A 20,648-nucleotide genomic window follows, 5' to 3' on the forward strand; every position below is an offset into this window, starting at 1 on the left:
GCGAATAGGGTGCATGAGATCTCCTACCGCGCGCCGCTGGTGGCTCCTTGGTCGGTGCGTCGTCGTCTCGTCTGACGGAGCGTGACGTCCGAGTCCTGGGCGACCTCGACTGCAGGATGCGCCACCCAGCGCCAGGTCTTCCTGTCCGGTTGAGCGGAGGCGGGGCGGGAACGAGCGAAGCCGGAAAAAGCGTTGCTGGACCTGCAAAAGCAAAAAGGAGGCCTCGCGGCCTCCGTTTGTTTTTCGGTCGTTGGTCGGCTACTCGCCATTCGCTACTCGCTATTCGTCCCCTCCCTCACGCCAGCCTTCCGGCGGCGTGGGCGAGCAGGGTGTAGACCAGCCCGGTCTCCGAGGTGAGCTGGGCACGCAGCGCCTGCGGATTGCGGTCGTCGCGGGCGACCTCGTCGAGCAGCCGCTCGAACTCGGTGATGTAGCGGTCCACCGTCTGCTTGAAGGTGCGGTCGGCGCGGTACTTGCGGGCGACCTCGTCGAACGCCTTCTGGCCGGCCGGGGTGTAGAGGCGCTTGGAGAACGCCTTGGTCTCGCCGCGCTGGTAGCGGTCCCACATCTCGGCCGCGAGATTGCGGTCCATCAGTCGGGCGATGTCGAGCGACAGCGACTCCAGCGGATTGCCCGACTGCTGCGCCGGACCGCGGCCACGCGGCGGCTGCGGCTGGCCGGCGGTGCTGTTGTCGGCCCGGTTGAGCAGGTCGGACAGCCAGTTGTCGCTGCGCTGATCGGCGACCGGACCCATCGGCGGCGCCTCGACCCGGCGTGGCTGTGGCGGCGGGGCCGGCGGCTGCATGCCGAGATCCGGCGGCGGCAGGTTGGCGACGCTGGTCGCAGCCGGCTCGCGCAGGCGCATGTCGGGCCGGCCGCCGACGGCTGCGGCGACGATCGGCTCTTCCTGACGGATCACGGCGGCGGGCGCGGCGACCGCGGCGGGGCGCGACGCGCTGACCACGTCGAGGCCGCGGCCATGATGGGCGACGATCCGGTTGAGCTCGGCCAGCGCCTCGATCTGGTCGACGATGACCTTGCGCATCTGCGCCGTGCTCTCGGCGGCCTCCTGCGGCATCTCCAGCACGCCGCGGCGCAGCTCGTTGCGCGTCGCCTCGAGCTCGCGATGCATCTCGGCGGTCATCTGCTTCATGCTCGACACCAGCGTGGCGAACTTCTCGGCCGACTGCTTGAACATCGCATCGGCTTCCTGCGTGCTCTGCTGGTAGATCTCCTGCATCTGCGACGTGGTGAGGCGGCGCTCCTCCTCGGCGTTGGTGCGGATGGCTTCGAACTGGCGGCTGAGCGCGGTGGAGCCGGCACCCGCCGTTTCCGCCACGACGCGGGCGATGTCGCGGGCGCGCTCCTCGGCGGCCGCCAAGGACTCGTCGAGCAGGGTGGTGAAGCGGGTCAGACGCTGGTCGAGATCGGCCGTGCGCAGATCGATGGTGGTGACCAGCGATTCCAGCGTCGTCTTGCGATCCGAGATCGAGACGGTCGCATCGCGGTTGCTCTGCTCGACGATCGCCGCCGCCTCGATCAGCGCCTTGCCATGCGCGTCGAACTGGCTGGACAGCGAGTTGAGATCCTCCAGCGCCCGCGACGTCTTGGAGTTGAACACGTTGAGCTGGTCCTCGAGCGTCTGCGTCGCGGTGCCGTTGCGCGCGGTGACGTCGTTCATCGCGGTGACGAAGTCGGCCACCCGGGTGACCAGCGCCCGCTCCAGCGAGTTGAGGTTGTCGTGGGCTCCGGTCAGGACCTCCTGCAGCAGGATGTTGCCCTCGCGCAGACGCTCGAACAGGGCGACCGTGTCGGTGCGCAGGATCTTGCTCGTCTCCTGCATCTCGGTGACCGCGGCCACCGAGACCTGGCGCGACTGCTCGATCGCCGCGCGCGAGGCCTGCTCCAGCTCCTTGAGCGACTTGGTGATCGCGGTGGTCGCAAGCTCGCCCGCCGAGGTGATGGTGCGGGCGACCTCGGAGCCGTTGCCATTGACGCTCTGGGCGAAGTTCTGGCCGCGCACCTCGATCGCCTTCAGCGCGTCGGTGGTGACGCGATCGATCTCGATCGTGAGCTGGTTGGTCTTGGAGTTGAGCGCCTCGACCAGGGTGCCGCGCTTGCCGTCGAGCATCTGCGACAGCCGCTCGCTCTGCTGCTGCACATAGGTGACGATCTCGTCGGTCTTGCCGGTCATGGCCGAGCCGAACGAGTTGCCGGCGGCGAGCACCGAGCGCTCGATCTCGGTCGAGGTCGACTTGACCCGCGTGGAGACCTCGTTGGAGGCGGCGACGAGCGCGCTCTGCGCATTGAGCGCGCTGCTCTGGATCGCGTCGGTGGTGTTCGCCGCGACGGAATTGATGACGCGCTCGATCTCCGACGACATCGCCTTGAGCTGGCCCGCGGTGTCGGTGGAGGTGGCCGTCAGCAGGTTCTGCGCCTCGCGCGCGCCGCCGACGATCACCGCGACCGTCTCGGTCGTGGTCGTCGTCAGCACCGCCTGGGCTTCGCGTGCGCTGCCGACCAGGGTGGCTGCGGTGTCGGCCGACGTGGCGGTCAGCGACATCTGCGCCTGGCGCGCGCTGTTGAGGATCGAGGTCGCGGTATCGGCGCCGACGGACGACAGCGTCCGCTCGACGTCGACGGCCAGCGACTTGACGTGCTCGGTTGCTTCCGTCGAGGCGGTGACGAGCTTCGACTGGACGTCGCGGGCGCTGTCGACGATCGCCGCGGCCGTGCTGGTCCCGACCGCCGCGAGCGTGCGCTCGACGTCGGCCGCTAGCGACTTGACGTGATTGGCCGCTTCGGACGAAGCGCTGATCAGCGTGTTCTGCGCTTCCCGGGCGCCGCCGGTGATCGTTTCCGCGGTGGTTGTCCCCGCGATCGACAGCGAGCGCTGGACGTCGACGGTCAGCGCCTTGACCTGTTCGGCCGCTTCGCTCGATGCCGTGAGCAGGGCATGCTGGGCATCGCGAGCGCCCGCCGTGATGGCTTCGGCGGTTTCCGTCCCGGCACTGGTCAGCGAGCGCTGCACGTCGGCTGCGAGCGACTTCACGTGGTCGGCTGCGTTGGAGGAGGCGGACACCAGCGTGTTCTGGACCTCGCGCGCACCGGCGAGGATCGAGGCTGCCGTGGCTGAGCCGGCGGCCGTCAGCGCCTGCTCGACGTCGACGGCGAGCGACTTGACGTGGGTGGCGGCGTCGGAGGAGGCGGACACCAGCGTGTTCTGGGCCTCGCGCGCACCGGCGAGGATCGAGGCTGCGGTGGTCGAGCCTGCCGCCGTGAGCGTACGCTCGACGTCGGCCGACAGCGACTTGATCTGGTCGGCGGTCTCGCCGGAGGCCGCGACCAGCGCGGCCTGGGCCTCGCGCGCACTGGTCAGGACGGCCTCGGCCGCGCCGCTGCCTGCGTTCGACAGGGCACGCTCGACCTCGGCGGACGTGTTCTTCAGCTGCGAGCCGACGTCAGTCGAGACGTTGAGCAGCGACTGCTGTGCCGAGCGGGCACCGGTCTGGATCGTCTCGCTGGTGTTGACCACGAGGTTTGTGAGCGCCCGCTCCGCATCTTCCACATGCGACTTGATGCTGGCGGACAGCAGCTCGGCGCGGGTCATCAGCTCGTCGCTGGCCTGACGGCCGCTGCTCTCGATGCGGCCGGCCACGGCCTCGACGCGCGAGCCCAAGAGGTCCTCGAACTGCGAGACGCGCTGGTCGATGTCCTTGGCGATCGAGCCGACGCGGGTCTCGATGCCCTGATGGATGTCCTGGAAGCGTGCGGTGACGGCTTCGGTCAACTCGTAGCTGCGGCCGTCGATGATGTTCGACAGGCTGTGGATGCGCTGATCGATGGCTTCGAGCGCCTTGTCGGTGCCGTCGGTCAGCGAGGAGGTGAGAATGTTGAGGCGGGAATCGATCGACTGGATCGCCTGCGCCGAGCCGTCGGTCAGCGAGGTCGTCAGAACGGTGAGCCGCGAGTCGATCGCGTGCAGCACCTGCGCCGCGCCGTCGGTCAGCGAGTTGGACAGAGTGCCGAGGCGGCCCTCGATCGTCGAGGTGACCGAGGTCGCGCGGGTGTCGAAGTTCTCCTCGAGCGACTTGAGGCGGCCCTCGACGCTGTCGTCGAAGGTCTTGATCTTCGCATCGAGCGAGGTGTCGAGGGTGGTGATGCGGGCCTGCAGATTGGTCTCGAACTGGTTCAGCCGCTGATCCAGCGTCGCCGTGATCTCACCGCTGTTGGACGACAGCCGCGTATCGAACGTGTCGACATAGGACTTGAGATTGTCGGAGATTTCCTGGGTCCGCTGGCCCATGCGCTCGACGATCTCGCCGCCATAGGTCTTCACCGTGCGGTCGAACTCTGTGATGTGCCGGGTGATCAGCGCGCCCAAGGTCGAGCTGTCGCGTGCGAAGCGCTCGGCGAGCTCGGTGCCCTGGTTCTTCACCAGCTCGTCGAAGGCACTGATCTGGATCGACAGCGTGTCGTGGGTGCTCTCGGTCTGGCTGACGACCTTGGCGACCAGCGAATTGACGGTCGCATCGAGCGACTCGCTCGCCTTCTCGCCTGACGTGACGATGTGGCCGGACATGCGCTGGCTCGCCTCGTCGATCTTGGTGACGAGATCGCCGCTGCGCAGTTCGAGCTCCAGCAGGAGGGACTCGCCGGAGGCCTTGAGCTGGTCGTGGAGCTGCTCGGTGCGCACCGAAATGCCGTCGACGATGGCCGCCGTGCGCTGCTCGAACTCGCCGGTGATGCGGTCGATGCGCTCGTTGAGCATCTCGTGGACTCGGTCCGACAGGTCGGCGAACTCGTCGTGGACGTGGCCGGTCTTGAAATTGAGGCTGGTGGTGAGCCGCTCCGAGGCGTCGAGCACGGCGCGGGTGGTCTCGGCGCTGGCCTCTTCGAGCCGGTCGAGCAGATCGCCACCGCGCTCGCCGAGCGCGAGGATCATGTTGTCGCCGGCGTTGCCGAGCGCGGCCGTGATGTGGGCGCCGCGCTCTTCCAGCGCGCCGGTGATGCTCTTGGCGACCTCGTCGACCCGCGAGGCGATGGCGTCCGAGATCAGCGCGATGTCGTGGCGAAGGTCGATCTGGACGCCCGAGATGGCGCTGCGGACCTGCTCGGCCTGGCCGACGAGGTTGTCGCGCTGGTGGGCGATGTCCTGCAGCAGGGCGCGGATGCGGACCTCGTTGTCGCTGTAGGCGCGCTCGAGGGCCGCGACCTCGTTGGCGACCAGCATCTCGAGCTCGCCCGCGCGCGCGATCGCGCGCTCGACGCCGTCGCCCATCGCCGCGACCTCGCGGCGGATGGCCTGGCCGACGGTCACGATCGAATCGCTGACGGCGCCCTCCGGCTCTGAGAAGCGGATCGCCACCTGCGCCATCGACTGCGCGATCATGCGCAGCTCCTGGCCGCGCCAGGCGAGGCTCGCGAGGAAATAGAACAGCAGAACGGGTGCGAAGAACACCGCGGCGAGGCCGGCGAGCACCAGCACGCCGCCGCTCTGGCCGATCAAGGCCTGCAAGGCGGGCAGGAAACCGATGGTCAGCAGCACGCAGCCGACGATCCAGATGCCTGCAAAGGCGGTTGCCAGCGTGTAGACGCCGCGCGACGGGCGGCCCTTCTGGATCGCCTGCAGCAACTGGCCGATGGTTTCGCGGTCGTCATTGGCCGGACGGCGCGCGGCGAGCGGCGGCGGCTCAATCTCGTCAAGGCTGCTGCGATCGATGCCCGGACGGGAGTCGAACGAATCCAGGCTCGACACGCCGTTCGGCATGACCGGCGGGGCTCCGTCAGCGTGGACCGAGCTCTGCGAGTCCGTGGGCGCGGACGAATCGCTGATGTTCAAAGCCTCCTGAATGGCGGACAGCGCAACTTCAGTCGGGTCTTTGACCTTTTTCGGAGTGTTCGCCATGTTGAGTCCGAGCCCTCGTCTTAATTTCGATCCGGCGAGCCGCGTACGAGTGCCCTCTCGCAACGCTCGAACCGGACGTCATCCCTCGCAGGCACCAGGGGTGGCAAATTCCGCCAGGTGACCCACTCCATCCGGGCATCATCCTATTGGCTGTGCCTGTTGAAAGAAATGGCCGTGGTTAAGAGATTCTTAATCATCGTTAACAGCAGCCGCCGTTAACACTTTAGAAGTTCTGCGAATTCCCGTTTCTGCCGCGATTGGGGCAGAGCCGGGCCCAAATCGCGGCAAACCCGCGGCAATTGGGCCGGTAACAATGCATTAACCATTGTCGTGCTTGGCTTACCACAGGCGCGCGCGGCGCGCCCGCCGGACCGGATTGCCGCCATGATTCCCGACCTTTCACGGATCGAATGGATGCCCTCGCCCCCGCTGGTTCCCGATGACGGGCCGATCAGCCTGGACCTGCTGCGCCGGATGACGCTCGGCGACAGCGCGCTCGAGCGCGAGGTGCTCGCCATGTTCTCCAGCCAGGCCGTCCGCCTGCTGGAGCGGTTGCAGGTGATGCCCGAGGATGCCGCCACCGTCGCCCACACGCTGAAGGGCTCGGCCCGCGCCGTCGGCGCGCTCGACGTTGCCGATGCGGCGGAAGGGCTCGAAGCGGCGCTGCGGGCGGGCGATCCGGCCGATGCGCTGGCCTGGCTCGGCACGGCGATCGCGCAGGCCCGCGCGGCGATTTCGGAGATGCTCGGCGCGGCCTGAGCGGCCGGCGGCAGCACTAGCGCGGAGCGGAGCGGTCCGTTATAGGACAGCCCGACCTCATTTCCTGCGCAGCACGAGCACACATGGCCAAGATCACCTTTGTCGACCATACCGGCGAATCCCGAACCGTTGAGATCGAGAACGGCGCGACTGTGATGGAAGCGGCGATCCGCAATGCCATTCCCGGCATCGAGGCTGAATGTGGCGGCGCCTGCGCCTGCGCGACCTGCCATGTCTATGTCGACGAAGCCTGGCGCGAGAAGGTCGGCCCGCCGACCCCGATGGAAGAGGACATGCTCGATTTCGGCTACGATGTCCGGCCGAATTCCCGTCTTTCCTGCCAGATCAAGGTCTCCGACGAACTCGACGGCCTCGTCGTCTCCACCCCCGAGCGTCAGGCCTGACCGTTCGCCTCGCGCCCTCGTCGCCGCGCCTCCGATGATCGCCGCCAAGCCTATGCCGGCGGCGCGATCGTCACGCCGCGGCGGACCCAGGGCTGTAGCGCAGCAATGAGATTCGGCGTCAGCGGCGCCGGCTTGCGCGTCACTTCGTCGATCAGGACCATGACCGCGGTGGCCGACGCCACGCAGCGCCCGTCCGAGAATACGACCTGCTCTGATGTCACCGACGTGCGCCCCAGCCTCACGACCCCCAGTCCCAGCTCGATTGTGCCCGGCCAGCGCAGCTCGGCCCGGAAATGCATGTCGAGCCGCACCATGATCCAGGCCAGCCCCTGTTGGCCGAGGCCGTGCCGCGGGTCCTTCATCAGGGTCACCCGGCCGGTCTCGAAATAGGTCGCGTAGACTGCGTTGTTGACGTGCTGGTTGGGGTCGAGGTCGCCGAAGCGGACATTGTCCGTGAGGCGGTAGGGAAAGTCCTCCAGGCGTGGCGCGTGGTCGCGACGGGCCGTCTCTGTCACCGATTGATCTCCATCATTCATGTCCCCTTCAAACCCGGCTAAGCCCGCCGCTGCAAGCCGCGCGAGCGGAGGGCGGCTTTTGTGCCTTCCCTGCGACCAGCCCGTTGGCTACAAATTCGGAACCGCCATCTGCCGCCCTCCGTCGAGCGGCGCCTCCAACGAGAAGAGCGACATGAGCGAAGCGATCAAGACCGATGTGCTGATCATTGGCGCGGGCCCTTGCGGACTGTTTGCCGTTTTTGAACTGGGGCTGCTCGACATCAAGGCGCATCTGATCGACATCCTCGATAAGGTCGGCGGCCAATGCGCCGAGCTGTATCCGGAGAAGCCGATCTACGACATTCCCGGCGTGCCGATGGTGACGGGGCAGGGCCTCACCGATCAATTGATGGAGCAGATCAAGCCGTTCAGTCCGACCTTCCATCTCGGCGAGATGGTCGAGAAGGTCGAGAAGATCGGCGATCCCGGTTTTCGCGTCACCACCGATGCCGGCAAGGTGTTCGAGTGCAAGGTCGTGGTGATCGCCGCCGGCGGCGGCTCGTTCCAGCCCAAGCGTCCGCCGGTGCCGGGCATCGAGGCCTACGAAGGCACCTCGGTATTTTATGCCGTGCGCAAGATGGAGCAGTTCCGCGACAAGCATGTCGTCATCGTCGGCGGCGGCGATTCCGCGCTCGACTGGACCCTCAATCTGCATCCCCTTGCCAAGCGCATCACGCTGGTCCATCGCCGCGACGACTTCCGAGCCGCGCCGCACAGCGTCGAGCAGATGCGCGCGCTGGTCGCGAGCGGCAAGATGGATCTGCGCATCGGTCAGGTGACCGCGCTCGAAGGTGCGAACGGTCAGCTTTCCGCGGCCACCATCAAGGGCAACGACAATGCGGTCGAGACCGTGCCGTGCGAGATGATGCTGCCGTTCTTCGGCCTGACGATGAAGCTCGGCCCGGTCGCCGAGTGGGGCCTCGCGCTCGAGCACAATCTCATTCCGGTCGAGACGTCGGCGTTCGAGACCTCGGTGCCCGGCATCTTCGCGATCGGCGACATCAATACCTATCCCGGCAAGATCAAGCTGATCCTGTGCGGCTTCCACGAGGGCGCGCTGATGGCGCAGAAGGCGCACCGCTACGTGTATCCGGAGAAGCGGCTGGTGTTCCAGTACACGACGTCGTCGTCGAGCCTGCAGAAGAAGCTCGGCGTCAACTAATTCGTTCGCACAGTGGAACCCGGCACCGCCGGACCAACTCAAATGTGAAGAAATGTTTCCTGCGCGTGCCGGTTTCACCGGCGCGCCAGACCTGTTATGGGCTGGAACGATGCACGAAACGGCCGTACTGTGCGGCCATTCATTTTGTGACTTGGTCAAGGTGAGATGATGATGCGCAATGCGTTTCCCCGACTTCGGCTGGTGCCTGGTGTGACGAAGCTCGCGATCGGCGCGCTCGTTGTTGCCGGTGCTCTGCTGACGCGGCCTGCGCTCGCGGCTGAGCCGACCGCGGCCGGTCTGTGGCAGAAGGTGGAGGATGGCAGGCCCGTCGGCTGGTTTCTCTTCATCGACCACGACGGCGTGTTCGAGGGCGTGATCGCCAAGACGTTTCCGCGTCCCGGCGACAATCCGAACGAGGTCTGTTCGAAGTGCAGCGATGACCGCAAGAATGCGCCGGTGCTCGGCATCTCCTTCGTGCGTGACATGAAGCGCGAGGGGCTGAAATACGAAGGCGGCAACGTGCTCAACCCGCGCGACGGCAACATCTGGAAGGCCAACATGCGGGTCACTCCGGATGGGCAGTCGCTGATCCTGCACGGCTATCTCGGCATCTCGCTGTTCGGCAAGGACGAGACCTGGACCCGCCTGCCGGACAGCAACATGGCGCAGATCGATCCGGCGATCCTCGCCAAATATCTGCCCTCGCAAGCGACGACGGCAACAGGCCCTGCCACCAAGCAGGCGCCGCCGATGATGAAGAAGCCGGCTGCAATCAAGTAGACGGCTTCCGAACTACGACCGTCGCTCCGGGCCGACAAGGGAGCGCGATCTCGGACACCGCGTCGGCGAAGAGCTTGATCCAGATCAAGCGCGTGGTCGACGACAAGGTCTCCATGATCATCCGAGCGTTGCTTGCCGGTGGTTGTGCGGGCCATTGGCCGCAGCGGTCGGAATTCGACGAGGGAGCGATGCTGATGCTGCGTTGGATAATCGCGGGGAGCGCGGCCATCTCCATGATCCCGATCGCCGCTGCTCAAACCCATGATTCCAATTATCCTGTCTGCCTACAAAAGTGGGAATGGGGTGGTAGCACCTCTTTCGAATGCACCTATACATCCTGGGATCAGTGTCGAAGGGCAGGCTGGGGTCTCGCGGCCATGTGCGTGAACAACCCATATTGGGCACAACGACAATCAGGATCGCATGGCGGTGGTCGCCGCCGACTTGCGCGCTGAGCGTTGGGACGTCGAGGGGGCGGCCCAGCTCTCCGTCCGCTCCCAACTCACCATGAGGCTCGGAGATCTCGCTGCCACACGGCCATTGTCCCTGAGCGCCCGCTCACGGAGGGCCTCCCGAAAGACGCTGTGCGGAGCGGAGCGCTTCAGGCCGTTCTTCCTCTGCGATCTCTGCCCGAATGGCCGACTACTGCCTCACCACGCCCGCGGGCGGCAGCGGCTGGCTGGTGACGTTGGGCTCGGCCGCATCGAGGTTGAGCACTTGCGCCGCAGCCGGAAAGGCGGCGTCGGCCATCGCGGCATGGCCCTCCGCCGTCGGATGCACGGCGCCGCCATAGACCGCGGACAGCACGCCCCAGCTCGCATCGTGGATGTCGGAGGGCTGCATCGCCGCCGGCAGCCCTTGCGGATAGGTCATCGCCGAGAAGTAGCTGTCGTTGGCGTCGCGGATCCAGCGCGCGCGCGGCAGATAGGGGCGATACTCGCTGGCGCCGCGGCCGCACAGCAGCGGCTCGTTGGCGGCGCTGACGATGTTCGGATCGAAGCTGGCGCCGTCGGCCGAAAAGCATTCGCGGTCGAACGGCGGATCCTGCGGCGAGCGGGCGCAGAAGCCGTGATCGGCAAACGCGGCCTGATGCGCATCGACGAAGGTCATGCGGTCGGCCTGCGGGTCGCGGCACAGGACTCCCGCGGTGCATTGCGCCAGCCCGCGCAGTGACGGCAGGAACTCGTTCTCGACGAAGCCCGCGACCTTGGCGAGCCGCTGCGGATTGGCATTGAACGACGGGTGGACCTCGAAGCCGGCCGGACCACCCGGGCAGGGCGTGCCCGGGCCGCTCAGCGCCGGGTTGCCGTAGGATGTGTAGATGACGTGCGAGAGGTCGCCGACCAGCGGCTTCAGCGCCTCGCGCAGCTTGGCAAAACCCTGCGGCAGGTCGCGCGCCAGCTCGCTGCGCGATTCCTCGACCGAGCCGATCACGCCGGAGCGCTTGAACAGCGTGCGCTCGGTGGGCGTATCGACGATGACGTCGGCGACGAGGCCGGAGAAGTTGATGTCGTTGGCGCCGATCGACAGCAGAATCAGATCGAGCTTGCGGTCCGGCTGGCGGCGCTTGGCCGCGGTCAGCGCCTCGCGCAGCTCGCCGAGCTGGCCGTTGACGCCGCCGGCGCAGGTGGCCGCAGAGCGGCCCGGCGTGCATTCGCGCGCGCGCTGACTGCCGAACAGGCCGTCGGCGATGGTAGCGCCGGTGCAGGCAAGCGGCAGGTAGGTGACCGCGACATGCGGATAGCGCACGGCGAGCGCCAGCGCCGTCCGTGTCTGGTAGCTGTAGAGCGAGCGGTGGCAGGCGGCGTTGAGCCAGACCGCGCTGTGCTTCTGCCAGTTCTGCAGCGTGTCCGGCGCCTCGCAGGCGCGGCCGCCTTTGAAGCCGGCGCGGCTCGGCCGATAATATTGCGCGGTCGGACCGCCGAGATAGGAGCGGAAGCAGAAGCCTTCGTCGGCGAGCGCGATCGGGCGGTCCGGATTGCCCTCGCCGGAGGCGATGCTGTCGCCGAGGCCGGCGATCAGGACGTCGCGGACCTGGATTCCGGTCGAGACCTGCAGCGTCCCTTCCGGGCTGGCGACATCGACGGATGCCACGGTCTGCCGGCCGTAGCGGACGCGCAGGTTGACCGGCTCGGCGCAGTCGAATGTCGAGGTCTGCGGCCCGTCGCCGTCGTCGAACGACCACGCGCAGGTGGCGCCGACCGGAACCGGGCCGGTCAGGCGCACGGTGACCGGGTGGTCGATCGGCGTGAGATAGCTTTCCTTGACGTTGTCGCGCGTGCATGGCTCGTTGATGCGACCGGCGAGGTCGATGCAGAGCCGGTTGACGACGTTGCGGGCCCAGCCGCGGCCGTCGCTCTGCACCGCCAACGCCTGCTCGGCGGCGAGGATGGAGCGGTCGCGCGTGCTCTCGGTATGCAGCAGGAAGTCGCGCTCCTCCCGGAAGAGACGGAAGCGGTTGCGCACCTCCCAGCTGATCTGCAGCGGCGGCGCCGTGCCGAACTGCGCGGCGACCTCGGTGGCGGCGAGAGGGGCAAGCAGGCCGGCCAGGACGCAGGCGGCGAGCAACGGACGATGGGGCATTCGGGTCATGCGCAAGGATTCACGTCAGCGATGGGGCGGAAATAAGAGGATCGCACGCGACTTCAACCGGCCGAGGGGCGAGCCGCTGCGTCGTCCGCGAGAGAATTGATGCTCAGCGCTGGGAGTGCCGCTTGATGCGCTGGGGAACCGCAGCGTGCGCCGTGGTCGCGGCGCGCTTGGCGGCGATCTCGTCCGACACCGCGCCCTGCAGCCGGCGCCGCTCCTGCCACGGCTTGACCACATTCAGCCAGAGTTCCCTGATGCCCATGATGGAGATCGCCGTCGCGAACGGGATCACGAAATACAGCACGCGGAAAACGAGCAGGGTGGCCAGCAACTGCTCGCGGCCGAACTGCGGCAGCGCCACCAGCATCGCGGCATCGAACACGCCGATGCTGCCGGGGGCATGGCTGGCAAAGCCGAGCAGGGTAGCGAGGATGAACACCACCGACAGCGACAGGAAATCGATCGGCGGAGCGGCGGGGACGAGGAGGTACATCGCCAGCGCGCAGAAGCCGAGGTCGACCACTCCGATCAGGATCTGCACGAGCGTGAGCTGCGCCGAGGGCAGCACCACCTTCCAACCGTTCTGGCCGAGCTGGCGCCGGTTCTTGCCGGCGGTCAGCCATCCGAGATAGGCGAAGATCGCCCCGAGGATGCCGATCGCGATCAACTGGTTCACCGCCGGGGGCAACTGGTCCATCGCGGTGGCGGCGGCCGGATGCAAGGTCATGCCGATACCGAGCACGAACAGATTGCCGAGCCAGAAGGTCAGGCCCGATAGGAAGCAGATCTTGGCGACGTCGATCGCGGACAGGCCGTAGTCGGAGTAGATCCGGAACCGGATGGCGCCGCCGGTGAACACGGTGGCGCCGATGTTGTGGCCGATCGAATAGCTGGTGAAGGCGCTCATCGCCGCGATGCGATAGGGCACGTGTTTCTTGCCAATCGTTCGCAGCGCAAAATAGTCATAGAAGGTCAGCGTGCAGAACGCGCCGACCACACACAAGGCCGCGAGCGCGATGTGACCGGGCGGGATTTCGGTGAGCGCGGTCAGGATGACGCCGGCGTCGACGCCCTTCAGCGTGCGCACGAGCGTCGTGATCGCGAAGGCGATGATCGCAAGGCTCGCTGCAATCCCCAGCCGCTTCCAGCCGATCCATTTCTTGAAGCCACGCCCAAGCGTGGTCAGCAGGCGCTGCATTCATCCTCCCGGCGGGGCGGTACTAGATCTTGGAAAAGAGGCGAAACCATTGATCGATGGGGCGGGCAATTCGTGACAGCCTGTTTCTTATGCTAAAATGCGCGGCTTGTGCAGTCCTTGACACAGGTCAGCTCCGACCCATGCGGCGCAGGTCTGTCACACTCCGGTCACATGGCTGGCCGCCCATCCGCCTCAGTTCGGTCCAACTGGTTACCCGCGGGGTTCACGGGCAAACTTGGTCCTCCGCGCCCGGTTCCGGACGGCAGGCTCGGTGACACAGGAACGACCGCCGCTGCCGCCGGTTAGCGCCCGCGAGCACAGTGAACATGGCGACCACCGGTCGGGGGCGGGACCTGCCATGTTCCCGAACCAGGAGGACGTGAAGCAAATGGGATTGTTCACAAAGGACATCAAGACGATGAACGATCTGTTCGTTCATCAGCTGCAGGACATCTATTACGCCGAAAACCAGCTCGTCAAAGCGCTGCCCAAGATGGCGGAGAAGGCGACGGATCAGAAGCTCAAGCAGGGTTTTCTGGCCCATCTCGACGAAACCAGGACGCATGTGAAGCGGCTCGAGCAGGTGTTCGAGATGCATGGCATCGCGCCCAAGGCAGTCGACTGCCCGGCGATCGACGGCATCATCGAAGAGGCGGAGGAGGTCGCCGGCGAGGTCGCGGACAAGACCGTGCTCGACGCCGCCCTGATCAATGCCGGCCAGGCGGCCGAGCACTATGAGATCACCCGCTACGGCAGCCTGATCGCCTGGGCCAAGCAGCTCGGCCGCAGCGACTGCGCCGCCGTGCTGCAGAAGACGCTCGACGAGGAGAAGGCGACCGACATGAAGCTGACCAAGCTCGCCGAGACGGGCGTCAACCTGCGCGCCGCGAGCTGACGCTCGATCGCTGATGAGGCAAAACGCCGCGCGGGTCGCCCGCGCGGTGTCGGCGTGTGCGGATCGCGCCGGTCAGGTCTTGCGCAGCGCGAAGTTGGCGCCGCAGAACGCCATCAGGGCGCCGAGGCAGAGGGCGGCGAGGCCTGCCAGTACGCCCGAGGCCGACGGCACGGGGCTCGGACCGGAGATCGCCTGGCCGATGCCGGCCAGCATCAGGACGCCGACCACGACCAGGAAGTTGCGCATCCGCTGCGGGATCTCGCCCGACACCGCGCTGTGCATGATGTTGGCGATGAAATAGCCCGAGGAGAACCCGACGGTCGCGATCAGCCACCACGCGATCGCCGATCCCGCCGGCATGAAGGCGCCGCTCTCGGTCTGCCACAGGCCGCCGAGATCGAGCCCGTAGCGGGCGCCAAGCATGTGCACCGCCAGCGCCAGCAGCACGCCGGCGGCCATCGCCCCGGCCAGGATCAAATGGCGCGGAAAATAGATCGTTTCGCTCATGCTCCGTTTGTAGGATAAGGCGCGCGCCACACGCAACAGGACCGATCCATTTCCGAGCGCACCACCACGGCCGGCGATGATGCGATCCGCTACGCCTACAAGGCGTCGCTGATCGGGGCCGCGCACCAGTTCGAACTGACGGAGCAGGGCCTGTCGTGGCGGTTCGCCGGCCGGACCGGCCTGTGGCCTTACGCCGAGATCGCCGCGATCCGGCTGTCCTACCGACCGGTGTCGATGCAGGCGAAGCGTTTTCGGGCCGACATCACCCATCGCGACGGCCGCCGCCTCGGCATCGTCTCCGTCTCGTGGCAGACGGCTGCCCTGATGGCGCCGCAGAGCGAGGCCTATCGCGCCTTTATCGTCGGCCTGCATGCGCGGCTCGCCGTCAGCGGCAGCAACGCGCGGCTGACCGCGGGTCTCGGCCGCTTCACCTACGGCGCGGCGCTCGCCGCGATCGCGCTGCTCGCCGTGGCGATGACCGGGCTGCTGGTGCGCGCGCTCGTCATCGCCGAATGGTCGGGCGCGTTGTTCCTGATCGGCTTCGCCGCGCTGTTCGCCTGGTATGTCGGCGGCTTCATCACCCGCAACCGGCCGCGCAGCTACACGTTCGCGGACATTCCGGCCGCGCTGCTGCCGTGATCACGCAATCTCATCGCCGGTCACCGAATGTGATCGTGCAGATTTCGCGCACCATGCCAGACTGAGCGAGTCGCTTTCGGAGTGGGACGATGCAGGATCGCGCGCTGCGCAGGCCGGATGACGCCGAGATCGCCGCGATCAACGCGCGGCATTTCGCCGACACGCCGCTGCGGCCGGCCGATCTGCTGTTCGTGTTCGGCACCCGCGTCGACGAGGAGCTGCGTGCCGAGACGGCGGCGAAGCTATGGCAGCAGGGCTACTTCCGCCACGCCATCGTCAGCGGCGGCATCACGCCGGGCGCGGATGTTTCGGAGTGTACGCTGATCAAGGCCGCCATGGTGAGGCGCGGCGTTCCGGCCGAGCGCATCCTCGAAGAGCATCATGCCACGAACACCGGCGAGAACGTCGTGCTCGCGCTGCCGGTGATCGACGCCGCGCTCGGCCTCGCCAATGTCGGCAGCGTGATCTGTCTCGGCAACAGCTGGACCGCGCGGCGCTACGCGATGACCTTGCAGCGGCACTGGCCCGAGGTGGAGAAGATGCTGCTGACGGTGGACGGCTTCGGCGTGCCGCGCCATCTCTGGCACACACATCCCGAATTCCGCCGCCGCGTGCTCGGCGAATGGGACAAGATCGCGCCGTACAAGGCGAAGGGCTACATTGCGGAGTGGCCGTGAGGCGCAAAGCTCGAGGCAAAGGTGCGAGCCCCGTAGGGTGGGCAAAGTCATCGGGGGGCGCGAGCCGCACGATGATGTGCCCACCGTCTCTCCATCCGCGCGAGACGGTGGGCACGGCGCCCTCAGATGGCACGGACAAGCACGCTGATCGGGCGCGCCTTTGCCGACCCTACTTCTATGACGGAGCTTCCATGAGCCGAGGTGCGAGCCGGATCGTCGCCCATTATGAGCGTCACGCATTGGCGTGGGACGCTGACCGCCGCGCGGCCGCCTGGACTGACAAGCCTCCCATCGAACGCTTCGTTACGCTCCTGCGGCCGGGCGCGAACGTGCTCGATCTCGGCTGCGGGGGTGGTGTGCCGGTCGCAGCGCACATCTCGGCGCAAGGATTTTCCGTCACCGGGGTGGACAGCTCGCCGACGATGATCGCGCTGTGTCGGACGCGAATGCCGGATCAGGAATGGGTCGTTGCCGACATGCGGTCGTGGACCTCAGGGCGGCGATTTGACGGGGTGTTGGCGTGGGACAGCTTCTTCCATCTCGGACATGATGACCAGCGGCGCATGTTTCCGATCTTCGCGGCCTGCACGGCTTCGGGCGGCGTGCTGCTGTTCAACGCCGGACCCGCACATGGCGAAGCCATCGGGTCCTACCGCGGCGATCCGCTCTATCATGCGTCTCTCGATCCGTCCGAGTACGCTGCGTTGCTGCGCGACAATGGATTCGAACTGATCGCACAGTCAGTCGGCGAGCCGGCCAACGGCGAGCGCAGCTTCTGGCTTGCCCGCGCCGTTCGGGCTCCGCCCGTCTGACCCAACACTTGCTCAGGGTCTTCCAACATGCGCGTGAGATTCGATGGGATCGTTTCACGCTAGCCGGATCCTTATTCACAGCCAACCGAAGCAAGAACTCGATCGAGATCACGCCGACGCATGATCGGGGGCATTCGGACAACCGCGTGGTTCATTCCGTCAGCGGACTGCGTTCACTGACCTATCTTTTTGATGCAGATCGGTTGGCCATTGGGGACAGGAGTGCAATCCCAGTCCGGACCAAATCCCGTATTCGGATTAGGATTGGGAAACCAGTAGAAGCCAGAAACGAGAAGGCAAAGCAGCGCGACGATGAATAGGATACCCAATACGTCACCAGCCCTTGGATAAGGCAGAGGCCATCTCATGACGGTGTCCTCAGTCGGCGCTTCGGTCGGGCAATATGATCGAGAAACGCCAATGCAATGGCAATGACCACGAAGTGGAAATTGGTCCACGCGCAGGATGCGTCGGACGGGCCGCGTCTTACGGCCTCACCACGAGCACCGAGCACTTGGCGTAGCGCACGACGTGGCCGGCGTTGCTGCCGAGGAAGTAGGTCCGCATCGCCGGGCGGTGCGAGGTCATTACGATCAGGTCGGCCTTGACCTTGGCTGCCTCCTCGAGGATCTCGTGATAGATGCCGCCCTGGCGCACCGTATAGCTGATGCGCTCCGCCGGGATGCCGGATTCGCGCGCCACGATCGACAGCGCTTCCTCGGCGGTCTCGCGCTGCTGCGCGTCGAAATCGGCCGGGACGTATTCGGCGAGCATCACCGGCGTCATCGGCATGACGTTGAGCAGATGCACCGTGCCGCTCCAGGTCTGTGCCAACGTGGCCGCGGTGGCGATGGCGGGCTTGGCGAGGTCGGTGTCGGCCAGATCGATCGGCACCAGAATCGAGTTGAACATCGAAGGTCCTCCTCTGTCCGCCGGGATTACGCGCCGGACCGGACCTGCCTGTCAATCGACCGAGCCATGCTTGAGCAGCTTGGGCGTGACGAATCTCAGGAGACGGCCGCGGGTGAAGCTGACGTCGCCCCAATCGTCGGTGTCGAAATCGAGCACCGCCAAACCCGCGGTCGGCATGTTGCGCATCAGCTCGTGGCGGGCCTCTGAATCGCCCCCGCCGGTCAGCGCCAGCGCGAGCTCGTGCATTCCGGGATTGTGCCCGACGAGCAGGAGCTGCTTCGGATCGTGCACTGCCGCGAGGCGGATGTGATGCAGCATCTGCATCGGCTCGGCGCCGTAGAGCCCGGGAACGGTCTCGACCTGCGGGGCCGGGACACGGTCCTTCATCGCCGCAAGCGCGAGGTCCCAGGTCTGCTGTGCCCGGACCGCGGTCGAGACCAGCACCAGCTCCGGCACCGGCGGGTGGCTGGCGATGAAATCGCCGATCATGGCGGCATCCTGGTGCCCGCGCTCGTCGAGACGGCGGTCCTGGTCGCGGCCGGTCGGCGCGTCAGTCTCGGTCTTGGCGTGGCGCAGCAGCATCAATCGGCGCATGGAATTCCGTCTCGAATCGTTCAGGCTGGGTCCGGCTGTACCACGTCTCTTTGTCGCCATTAAAAGCGTCATGACGTCCGGCGCAGGGTTCGCTAAGAAAACGCCATGAGCGAGACTTCCACAAGCGTGAACGATGACGCGGATGCCGCAGGTGCACACGGCCGCACCAGGCTGAATTTCGACCTCGACGTCGACGTCTGCGTGGTCGGGGCGGGATTGGCCGGCTTGACGGTGGCATTGTGCGCGGCCCGGCAGGGGGCGAGCGTCGCGGTGCTGGAAGGCCGCCAGGTCGGGTGGAACGCATCCGGCCACATGATCGGCACGGTGATGCCTGGGTTCGACCTGCCGCTGCCGGATCTGATCGAGCGCGTCGGGCTCGCGCATGCCCGGGCGCTATGGGCGTTGTCCTGGTCCGGTGCCGAGTTCATCCGCGCCCAGGCCACCGAGGCAGCGATGCCGGGCATCGGGCTCAGCGAGGGCGCGCTCGAAGTCTCCAATGTCGACGCCGGCGACGCCTTGATCCGCCGCCTGCAGATGCTGCACGAGGATTTCGACACCGAGGTCGAGGGCTGGCAGGTCGAGCGCGTCAGGACCGAGCTCAAGACCGACCGCTACTTCCACGGCGTCCATTATCCCAAGGCGTTCCAGCTCGACGGCCGCAGGTACGTTCACGCGCTGGCGCGGCTCGCGCACAAGGCCGGGGCGCGGATCTTCGAGGACACGCCGGTGGTCAGCATCGATGCGTCGGGCGTGCGCAAGCGCATCGTGACGCCGTCGGCGCGGATGCGCGCCTCGCACATCGTGCTGGCCGGCAACATCCATCTCGGCGCGCCGCTGCAGAAGCTGTCCGATACGCTGCTGCCGGTGTGGCGCTATGGCGGCGTCACCGCGCCGCTCGGCGAGCGCCTCGCCGAAGCGATTTCCTTCCAGGGATCGGTCAGCGACACCGACGGCATCGATCATTTCCGAATCGTCGACGGTGACCGGCTGATGTGGGCGAGCCCGGAGACGACCTGGGACGCGCGGCCCAGCGGATTTGCCGCGGCGCTGCAGCGCCGGATCCGGACGGTGTTTCCGCAGCTCGGCCGGGTCGAGATCGCCGACACCTTCGGCGGCGTCACCGGCCAGACCGTGCACGGCATGCCGCAGATCGGCCAGCTCCGCAAAGGCCTGTGGGTCGCGAGCGGCTTCGGCCGGCAGGGGCTCAACACCTCGGCGATGGCCGGACAGTTGATCGCCCAGGCGATCCTCGCCGGCGACGATCGCTGGAAGCTGTTCTCGCCGTTCGAGCTGGTCTGGGCCGGCGGCGTCAGCGGCCGGGTTGCCGGGCATGTCGTCAATCTCTGGGTCCGCGGCCGCTCCGCCGCGGCCGGAACGCTGGCGCGACACCGCGAGCGCGCGCGTGCGCAGGAGCGCATGCGCGAGATCCGGGCGGCCGAAGCGCGGCGCCGGGCGGCCGAGCGGCCCGGCTCGCGGCTGCCGCTGCGGCCGCAGCCATCCGATCTGAACCGTCATCCCGACGCCGGGGAGGGCTGACACCTCGCAAGAAAGTGAGCCGCCGCGCCCGCGCCCGACGTAACTTCGCGGGATCCCATCCGTAGATCCGGTAACCCATCGCCGTACGGAGACCGCCATGATCGACCGCCGCCTGATGTTGACCACCGCCGCCGGACTGTTCGGCTTCGCCGCCCTGCGCTGGCTCGGCGGTTCCGCGCCGGCCCGCGCCGCCGAGAAGTTCGAGGTCGAGAAAACCGAGGCCGAGTGGCGCGCGCAACTGACGCCGCAGCAATACGAGATCCTACGCGAGGAGGGCACCGAGCGGCCGTGGACCAGCCCGCTGCTGAAGGAGCATCGCAAGGGCACCTTCGCCTGCGCCGGCTGCGACCTGCCGCTGTTCTCCTCCGACACCAAGTTCGACAGCGGCACCGGCTGGCCGAGCTTCTTCAAGCCGCTCGACAATGCCGTGGCGACCCGCCAGGACAAGACCTACGGCATGGTCCGCACCGAGGTGCATTGCCGCCGCTGCGGCGGCCATCTCGGCCACGTGTTCGACGATGGCCCCAAGCCGACCGGCCTGCGCTACTGCATGGACGGGCTGTCGCTCACGTTCCACCCGGCAAATCCGTCGTCGACCTGACGGGAATCTGCGCCCGGATATTCCGGCTCGTCCGTTCAAGGCTCAGATGGGGGTCTTGAGGACGCGCCGGTAGCCGTGACGAGCGGCCGCGCCGGAGCGCGATTTGGCGTGTCCGGCCCGG

At 67.0% G+C, this 20,648-nt stretch carries 18 protein-coding genes; 11 read left to right on the forward strand and 7 right to left on the reverse strand.

The window, feature by feature from the left end; genetic code table 11:
- Nucleotides 1–295: 295 nt before the first annotated feature.
- Complete coding sequence (locus ACQR10_RS09885) at nt 296–5,908, reverse strand: methyl-accepting chemotaxis protein (protein WP_316216868.1); 5,613 nt, start codon at nt 5,906–5,908, stop codon at nt 296–298.
- A gap of 414 nt (nt 5,909–6,322) precedes the next feature.
- Between ACQR10_RS09885 and ACQR10_RS09890 the strand changes: the two genes are divergently transcribed.
- Both ACQR10_RS09890 and ACQR10_RS09895 read left to right on the forward strand, forming a co-directional pair.
- Entirely contained in the window at nt 6,323–6,667 is a 345-nt protein-coding gene (locus ACQR10_RS09890; protein ID WP_315804330.1) for an Hpt domain-containing protein, read from the forward strand.
- Nucleotides 6,668–6,750: 83 nt separating this feature from the next.
- Nucleotides 6,751–7,071, forward strand: a complete 321-nt coding sequence (locus ACQR10_RS09895) for a 2Fe-2S iron-sulfur cluster-binding protein (protein WP_315707114.1) — start codon at nt 6,751–6,753, stop codon at nt 7,069–7,071.
- Between the two features lie 50 nt (nt 7,072–7,121).
- Here ACQR10_RS09895 and ACQR10_RS09900 read toward each other — a convergent pair whose 3' ends face one another.
- Nucleotides 7,122–7,586, reverse strand: a complete 465-nt coding sequence (locus ACQR10_RS09900; protein WP_316216867.1) for an acyl-CoA thioesterase — start codon at nt 7,584–7,586, stop codon at nt 7,122–7,124.
- Between the two features lie 172 nt (nt 7,587–7,758).
- Between ACQR10_RS09900 and ACQR10_RS09905 the strand changes: the two genes are divergently transcribed.
- The 3 genes from ACQR10_RS09905 (at nt 7,759) to ACQR10_RS09915 (ending at nt 10,022) form a co-directional block, all read left to right on the forward strand.
- Nucleotides 7,759–8,787, forward strand: coding sequence for an NAD(P)/FAD-dependent oxidoreductase (locus tag ACQR10_RS09905; protein ID WP_315804328.1), 1,029 nt, complete (start codon nt 7,759–7,761; stop codon nt 8,785–8,787).
- A gap of 171 nt (nt 8,788–8,958) precedes the next feature.
- Entirely contained in the window at nt 8,959–9,567 is a 609-nt protein-coding gene (locus ACQR10_RS09910) for a DUF2147 domain-containing protein (protein ID WP_315804353.1), read from the forward strand.
- 74 nt (nt 9,568–9,641) lie between these two features.
- Complete coding sequence (locus ACQR10_RS09915) at nt 9,642–10,022, forward strand: DUF3551 domain-containing protein (RefSeq protein ID WP_316216866.1); 381 nt, start codon at nt 9,642–9,644, stop codon at nt 10,020–10,022.
- 187 nt (nt 10,023–10,209) lie between these two features.
- Here ACQR10_RS09915 and ACQR10_RS09920 read toward each other — a convergent pair whose 3' ends face one another.
- Both ACQR10_RS09920 and ACQR10_RS09925 read right to left on the reverse strand, forming a co-directional pair.
- Nucleotides 10,210–12,159: a hypothetical protein gene (locus ACQR10_RS09920; RefSeq protein WP_316216865.1), complete on the reverse strand. Its 1,950-nt coding sequence runs from the start codon at nt 12,157–12,159 to the stop codon at nt 10,210–10,212.
- Between the two features lie 103 nt (nt 12,160–12,262).
- Nucleotides 12,263–13,354 (reverse strand): lysylphosphatidylglycerol synthase transmembrane domain-containing protein, encoded by a 1,092-nt coding sequence (locus ACQR10_RS09925; protein WP_315804325.1) that lies wholly within the window; start codon nt 13,352–13,354, stop codon nt 12,263–12,265.
- A gap of 388 nt (nt 13,355–13,742) precedes the next feature.
- On the opposite strand from ACQR10_RS09925, the gene ACQR10_RS09930 reads away from it, so the two are divergent.
- Nucleotides 13,743–14,249 carry a ferritin-like domain-containing protein gene (locus tag ACQR10_RS09930; protein ID WP_316216864.1) on the forward strand — a complete coding sequence of 169 codons (507 nt, stop codon included), beginning with the start codon at nt 13,743–13,745 and terminating at the stop codon, nt 14,247–14,249.
- Nucleotides 14,250–14,321: 72 nt separating this feature from the next.
- On the opposite strand, the gene ACQR10_RS09935 is transcribed toward ACQR10_RS09930, so the two are convergent.
- Nucleotides 14,322–14,756: a hypothetical protein gene (locus ACQR10_RS09935; protein WP_315712681.1), complete on the reverse strand. Its 435-nt coding sequence runs from the start codon at nt 14,754–14,756 to the stop codon at nt 14,322–14,324.
- A gap of 48 nt (nt 14,757–14,804) precedes the next feature.
- Between ACQR10_RS09935 and ACQR10_RS09940 the strand changes: the two genes are divergently transcribed.
- From ACQR10_RS09940 to ACQR10_RS09950, 3 genes are all read left to right on the forward strand, one after another.
- Nucleotides 14,805–15,395 carry a hypothetical protein gene (locus tag ACQR10_RS09940; protein ID WP_410051424.1) on the forward strand — a complete coding sequence of 197 codons (591 nt, stop codon included), beginning with the start codon at nt 14,805–14,807 and terminating at the stop codon, nt 15,393–15,395.
- Nucleotides 15,396–15,484: 89 nt separating this feature from the next.
- Nucleotides 15,485–16,072 (forward strand): YdcF family protein, encoded by a 588-nt coding sequence (locus tag ACQR10_RS09945; RefSeq protein ID WP_316216863.1) that lies wholly within the window; start codon nt 15,485–15,487, stop codon nt 16,070–16,072.
- A gap of 71 nt (nt 16,073–16,143) precedes the next feature.
- A complete protein-coding gene (locus ACQR10_RS09950) occupies nt 16,144–16,884 on the forward strand; it encodes a class I SAM-dependent methyltransferase (RefSeq protein ID WP_316216862.1) in 741 nt (246 codons plus the stop codon).
- Nucleotides 16,885–17,370: 486 nt separating this feature from the next.
- On the opposite strand, the gene ACQR10_RS09955 is transcribed toward ACQR10_RS09950, so the two are convergent.
- On the reverse strand, nt 17,371–17,796 hold the full coding sequence (locus ACQR10_RS09955) for a universal stress protein (RefSeq protein ID WP_284420907.1): 426 nt from the start codon (nt 17,794–17,796) through the stop codon (nt 17,371–17,373).
- Between the two features lie 51 nt (nt 17,797–17,847).
- Nucleotides 17,848–18,390: a SixA phosphatase family protein gene (locus tag ACQR10_RS09960; protein ID WP_315804320.1), complete on the reverse strand. Its 543-nt coding sequence runs from the start codon at nt 18,388–18,390 to the stop codon at nt 17,848–17,850.
- Nucleotides 18,391–18,495: 105 nt separating this feature from the next.
- Here ACQR10_RS09960 and ACQR10_RS09965 point away from each other — a divergent pair, with 105 nt between their 5' ends.
- Together ACQR10_RS09965 and msrB are read left to right on the forward strand one after the other, a co-directional pair.
- Nucleotides 18,496–19,926: an NAD(P)/FAD-dependent oxidoreductase gene (locus ACQR10_RS09965; protein ID WP_316216861.1), complete on the forward strand. Its 1,431-nt coding sequence runs from the start codon at nt 18,496–18,498 to the stop codon at nt 19,924–19,926.
- A 97-nt stretch (nt 19,927–20,023) separates the two neighbouring features.
- Nucleotides 20,024–20,527, forward strand: a complete 504-nt coding sequence (msrB, locus tag ACQR10_RS09970; protein ID WP_316182987.1) for a peptide-methionine (R)-S-oxide reductase MsrB — start codon at nt 20,024–20,026, stop codon at nt 20,525–20,527.
- The last annotated feature ends 121 nt before the right edge of the window (nt 20,528–20,648 follow it).

Source organism: Bradyrhizobium sp. HKCCYLRH2060 (assembly GCF_051168135.1).
GTDB lineage: Bacteria > Pseudomonadota > Alphaproteobacteria > Rhizobiales > Xanthobacteraceae > Bradyrhizobium.

Excerpts from the sequence above, each read along its gene's own strand:
- ACQR10_RS09925 (WP_315804325.1), bottom strand. The coding sequence starts at position 13,354 with ATGCAGCGCCTGCTGACCACGCTTGGGCGTGGCTTCAAGAAATGGATC.
- ACQR10_RS09930 (WP_316216864.1), top strand. The coding sequence starts at position 13,743 with ATGGGATTGTTCACAAAGGACATCAAGACGATGAACGATCTGTTCGTT.
- ACQR10_RS09955 (WP_284420907.1), bottom strand. The coding sequence starts at position 17,796 with ATGTTCAACTCGATTCTGGTGCCGATCGATCTGGCCGACACCGACCTC.
- ACQR10_RS09935 (WP_315712681.1), bottom strand. The coding sequence starts at position 14,756 with ATGAGCGAAACGATCTATTTTCCGCGCCATTTGATCCTGGCCGGGGCG.
- ACQR10_RS09945 (WP_316216863.1), top strand. The coding sequence starts at position 15,485 with ATGCAGGATCGCGCGCTGCGCAGGCCGGATGACGCCGAGATCGCCGCG.
- ACQR10_RS09950 (WP_316216862.1), top strand. The coding sequence starts at position 16,144 with ATGATGTGCCCACCGTCTCTCCATCCGCGCGAGACGGTGGGCACGGCG.
- ACQR10_RS09910 (WP_315804353.1), top strand. The coding sequence starts at position 8,959 with ATGCGCAATGCGTTTCCCCGACTTCGGCTGGTGCCTGGTGTGACGAAG.
- ACQR10_RS09890 (WP_315804330.1), top strand. The coding sequence starts at position 6,323 with ATGCCCTCGCCCCCGCTGGTTCCCGATGACGGGCCGATCAGCCTGGAC.
- ACQR10_RS09895 (WP_315707114.1), top strand. The coding sequence starts at position 6,751 with ATGGCCAAGATCACCTTTGTCGACCATACCGGCGAATCCCGAACCGTT.
- ACQR10_RS09920 (WP_316216865.1), bottom strand. The coding sequence starts at position 12,159 with ATGACCCGAATGCCCCATCGTCCGTTGCTCGCCGCCTGCGTCCTGGCC.
- ACQR10_RS09905 (WP_315804328.1), top strand. The coding sequence starts at position 7,759 with ATGAGCGAAGCGATCAAGACCGATGTGCTGATCATTGGCGCGGGCCCT.
- ACQR10_RS09960 (WP_315804320.1), bottom strand. The coding sequence starts at position 18,390 with ATGCGCCGATTGATGCTGCTGCGCCACGCCAAGACCGAGACTGACGCG.
- msrB (WP_316182987.1), top strand. The coding sequence starts at position 20,024 with ATGATCGACCGCCGCCTGATGTTGACCACCGCCGCCGGACTGTTCGGC.
- ACQR10_RS09965 (WP_316216861.1), top strand. The coding sequence starts at position 18,496 with ATGAGCGAGACTTCCACAAGCGTGAACGATGACGCGGATGCCGCAGGT.
- ACQR10_RS09885 (WP_316216868.1), bottom strand. The coding sequence starts at position 5,908 with ATGGCGAACACTCCGAAAAAGGTCAAAGACCCGACTGAAGTTGCGCTG.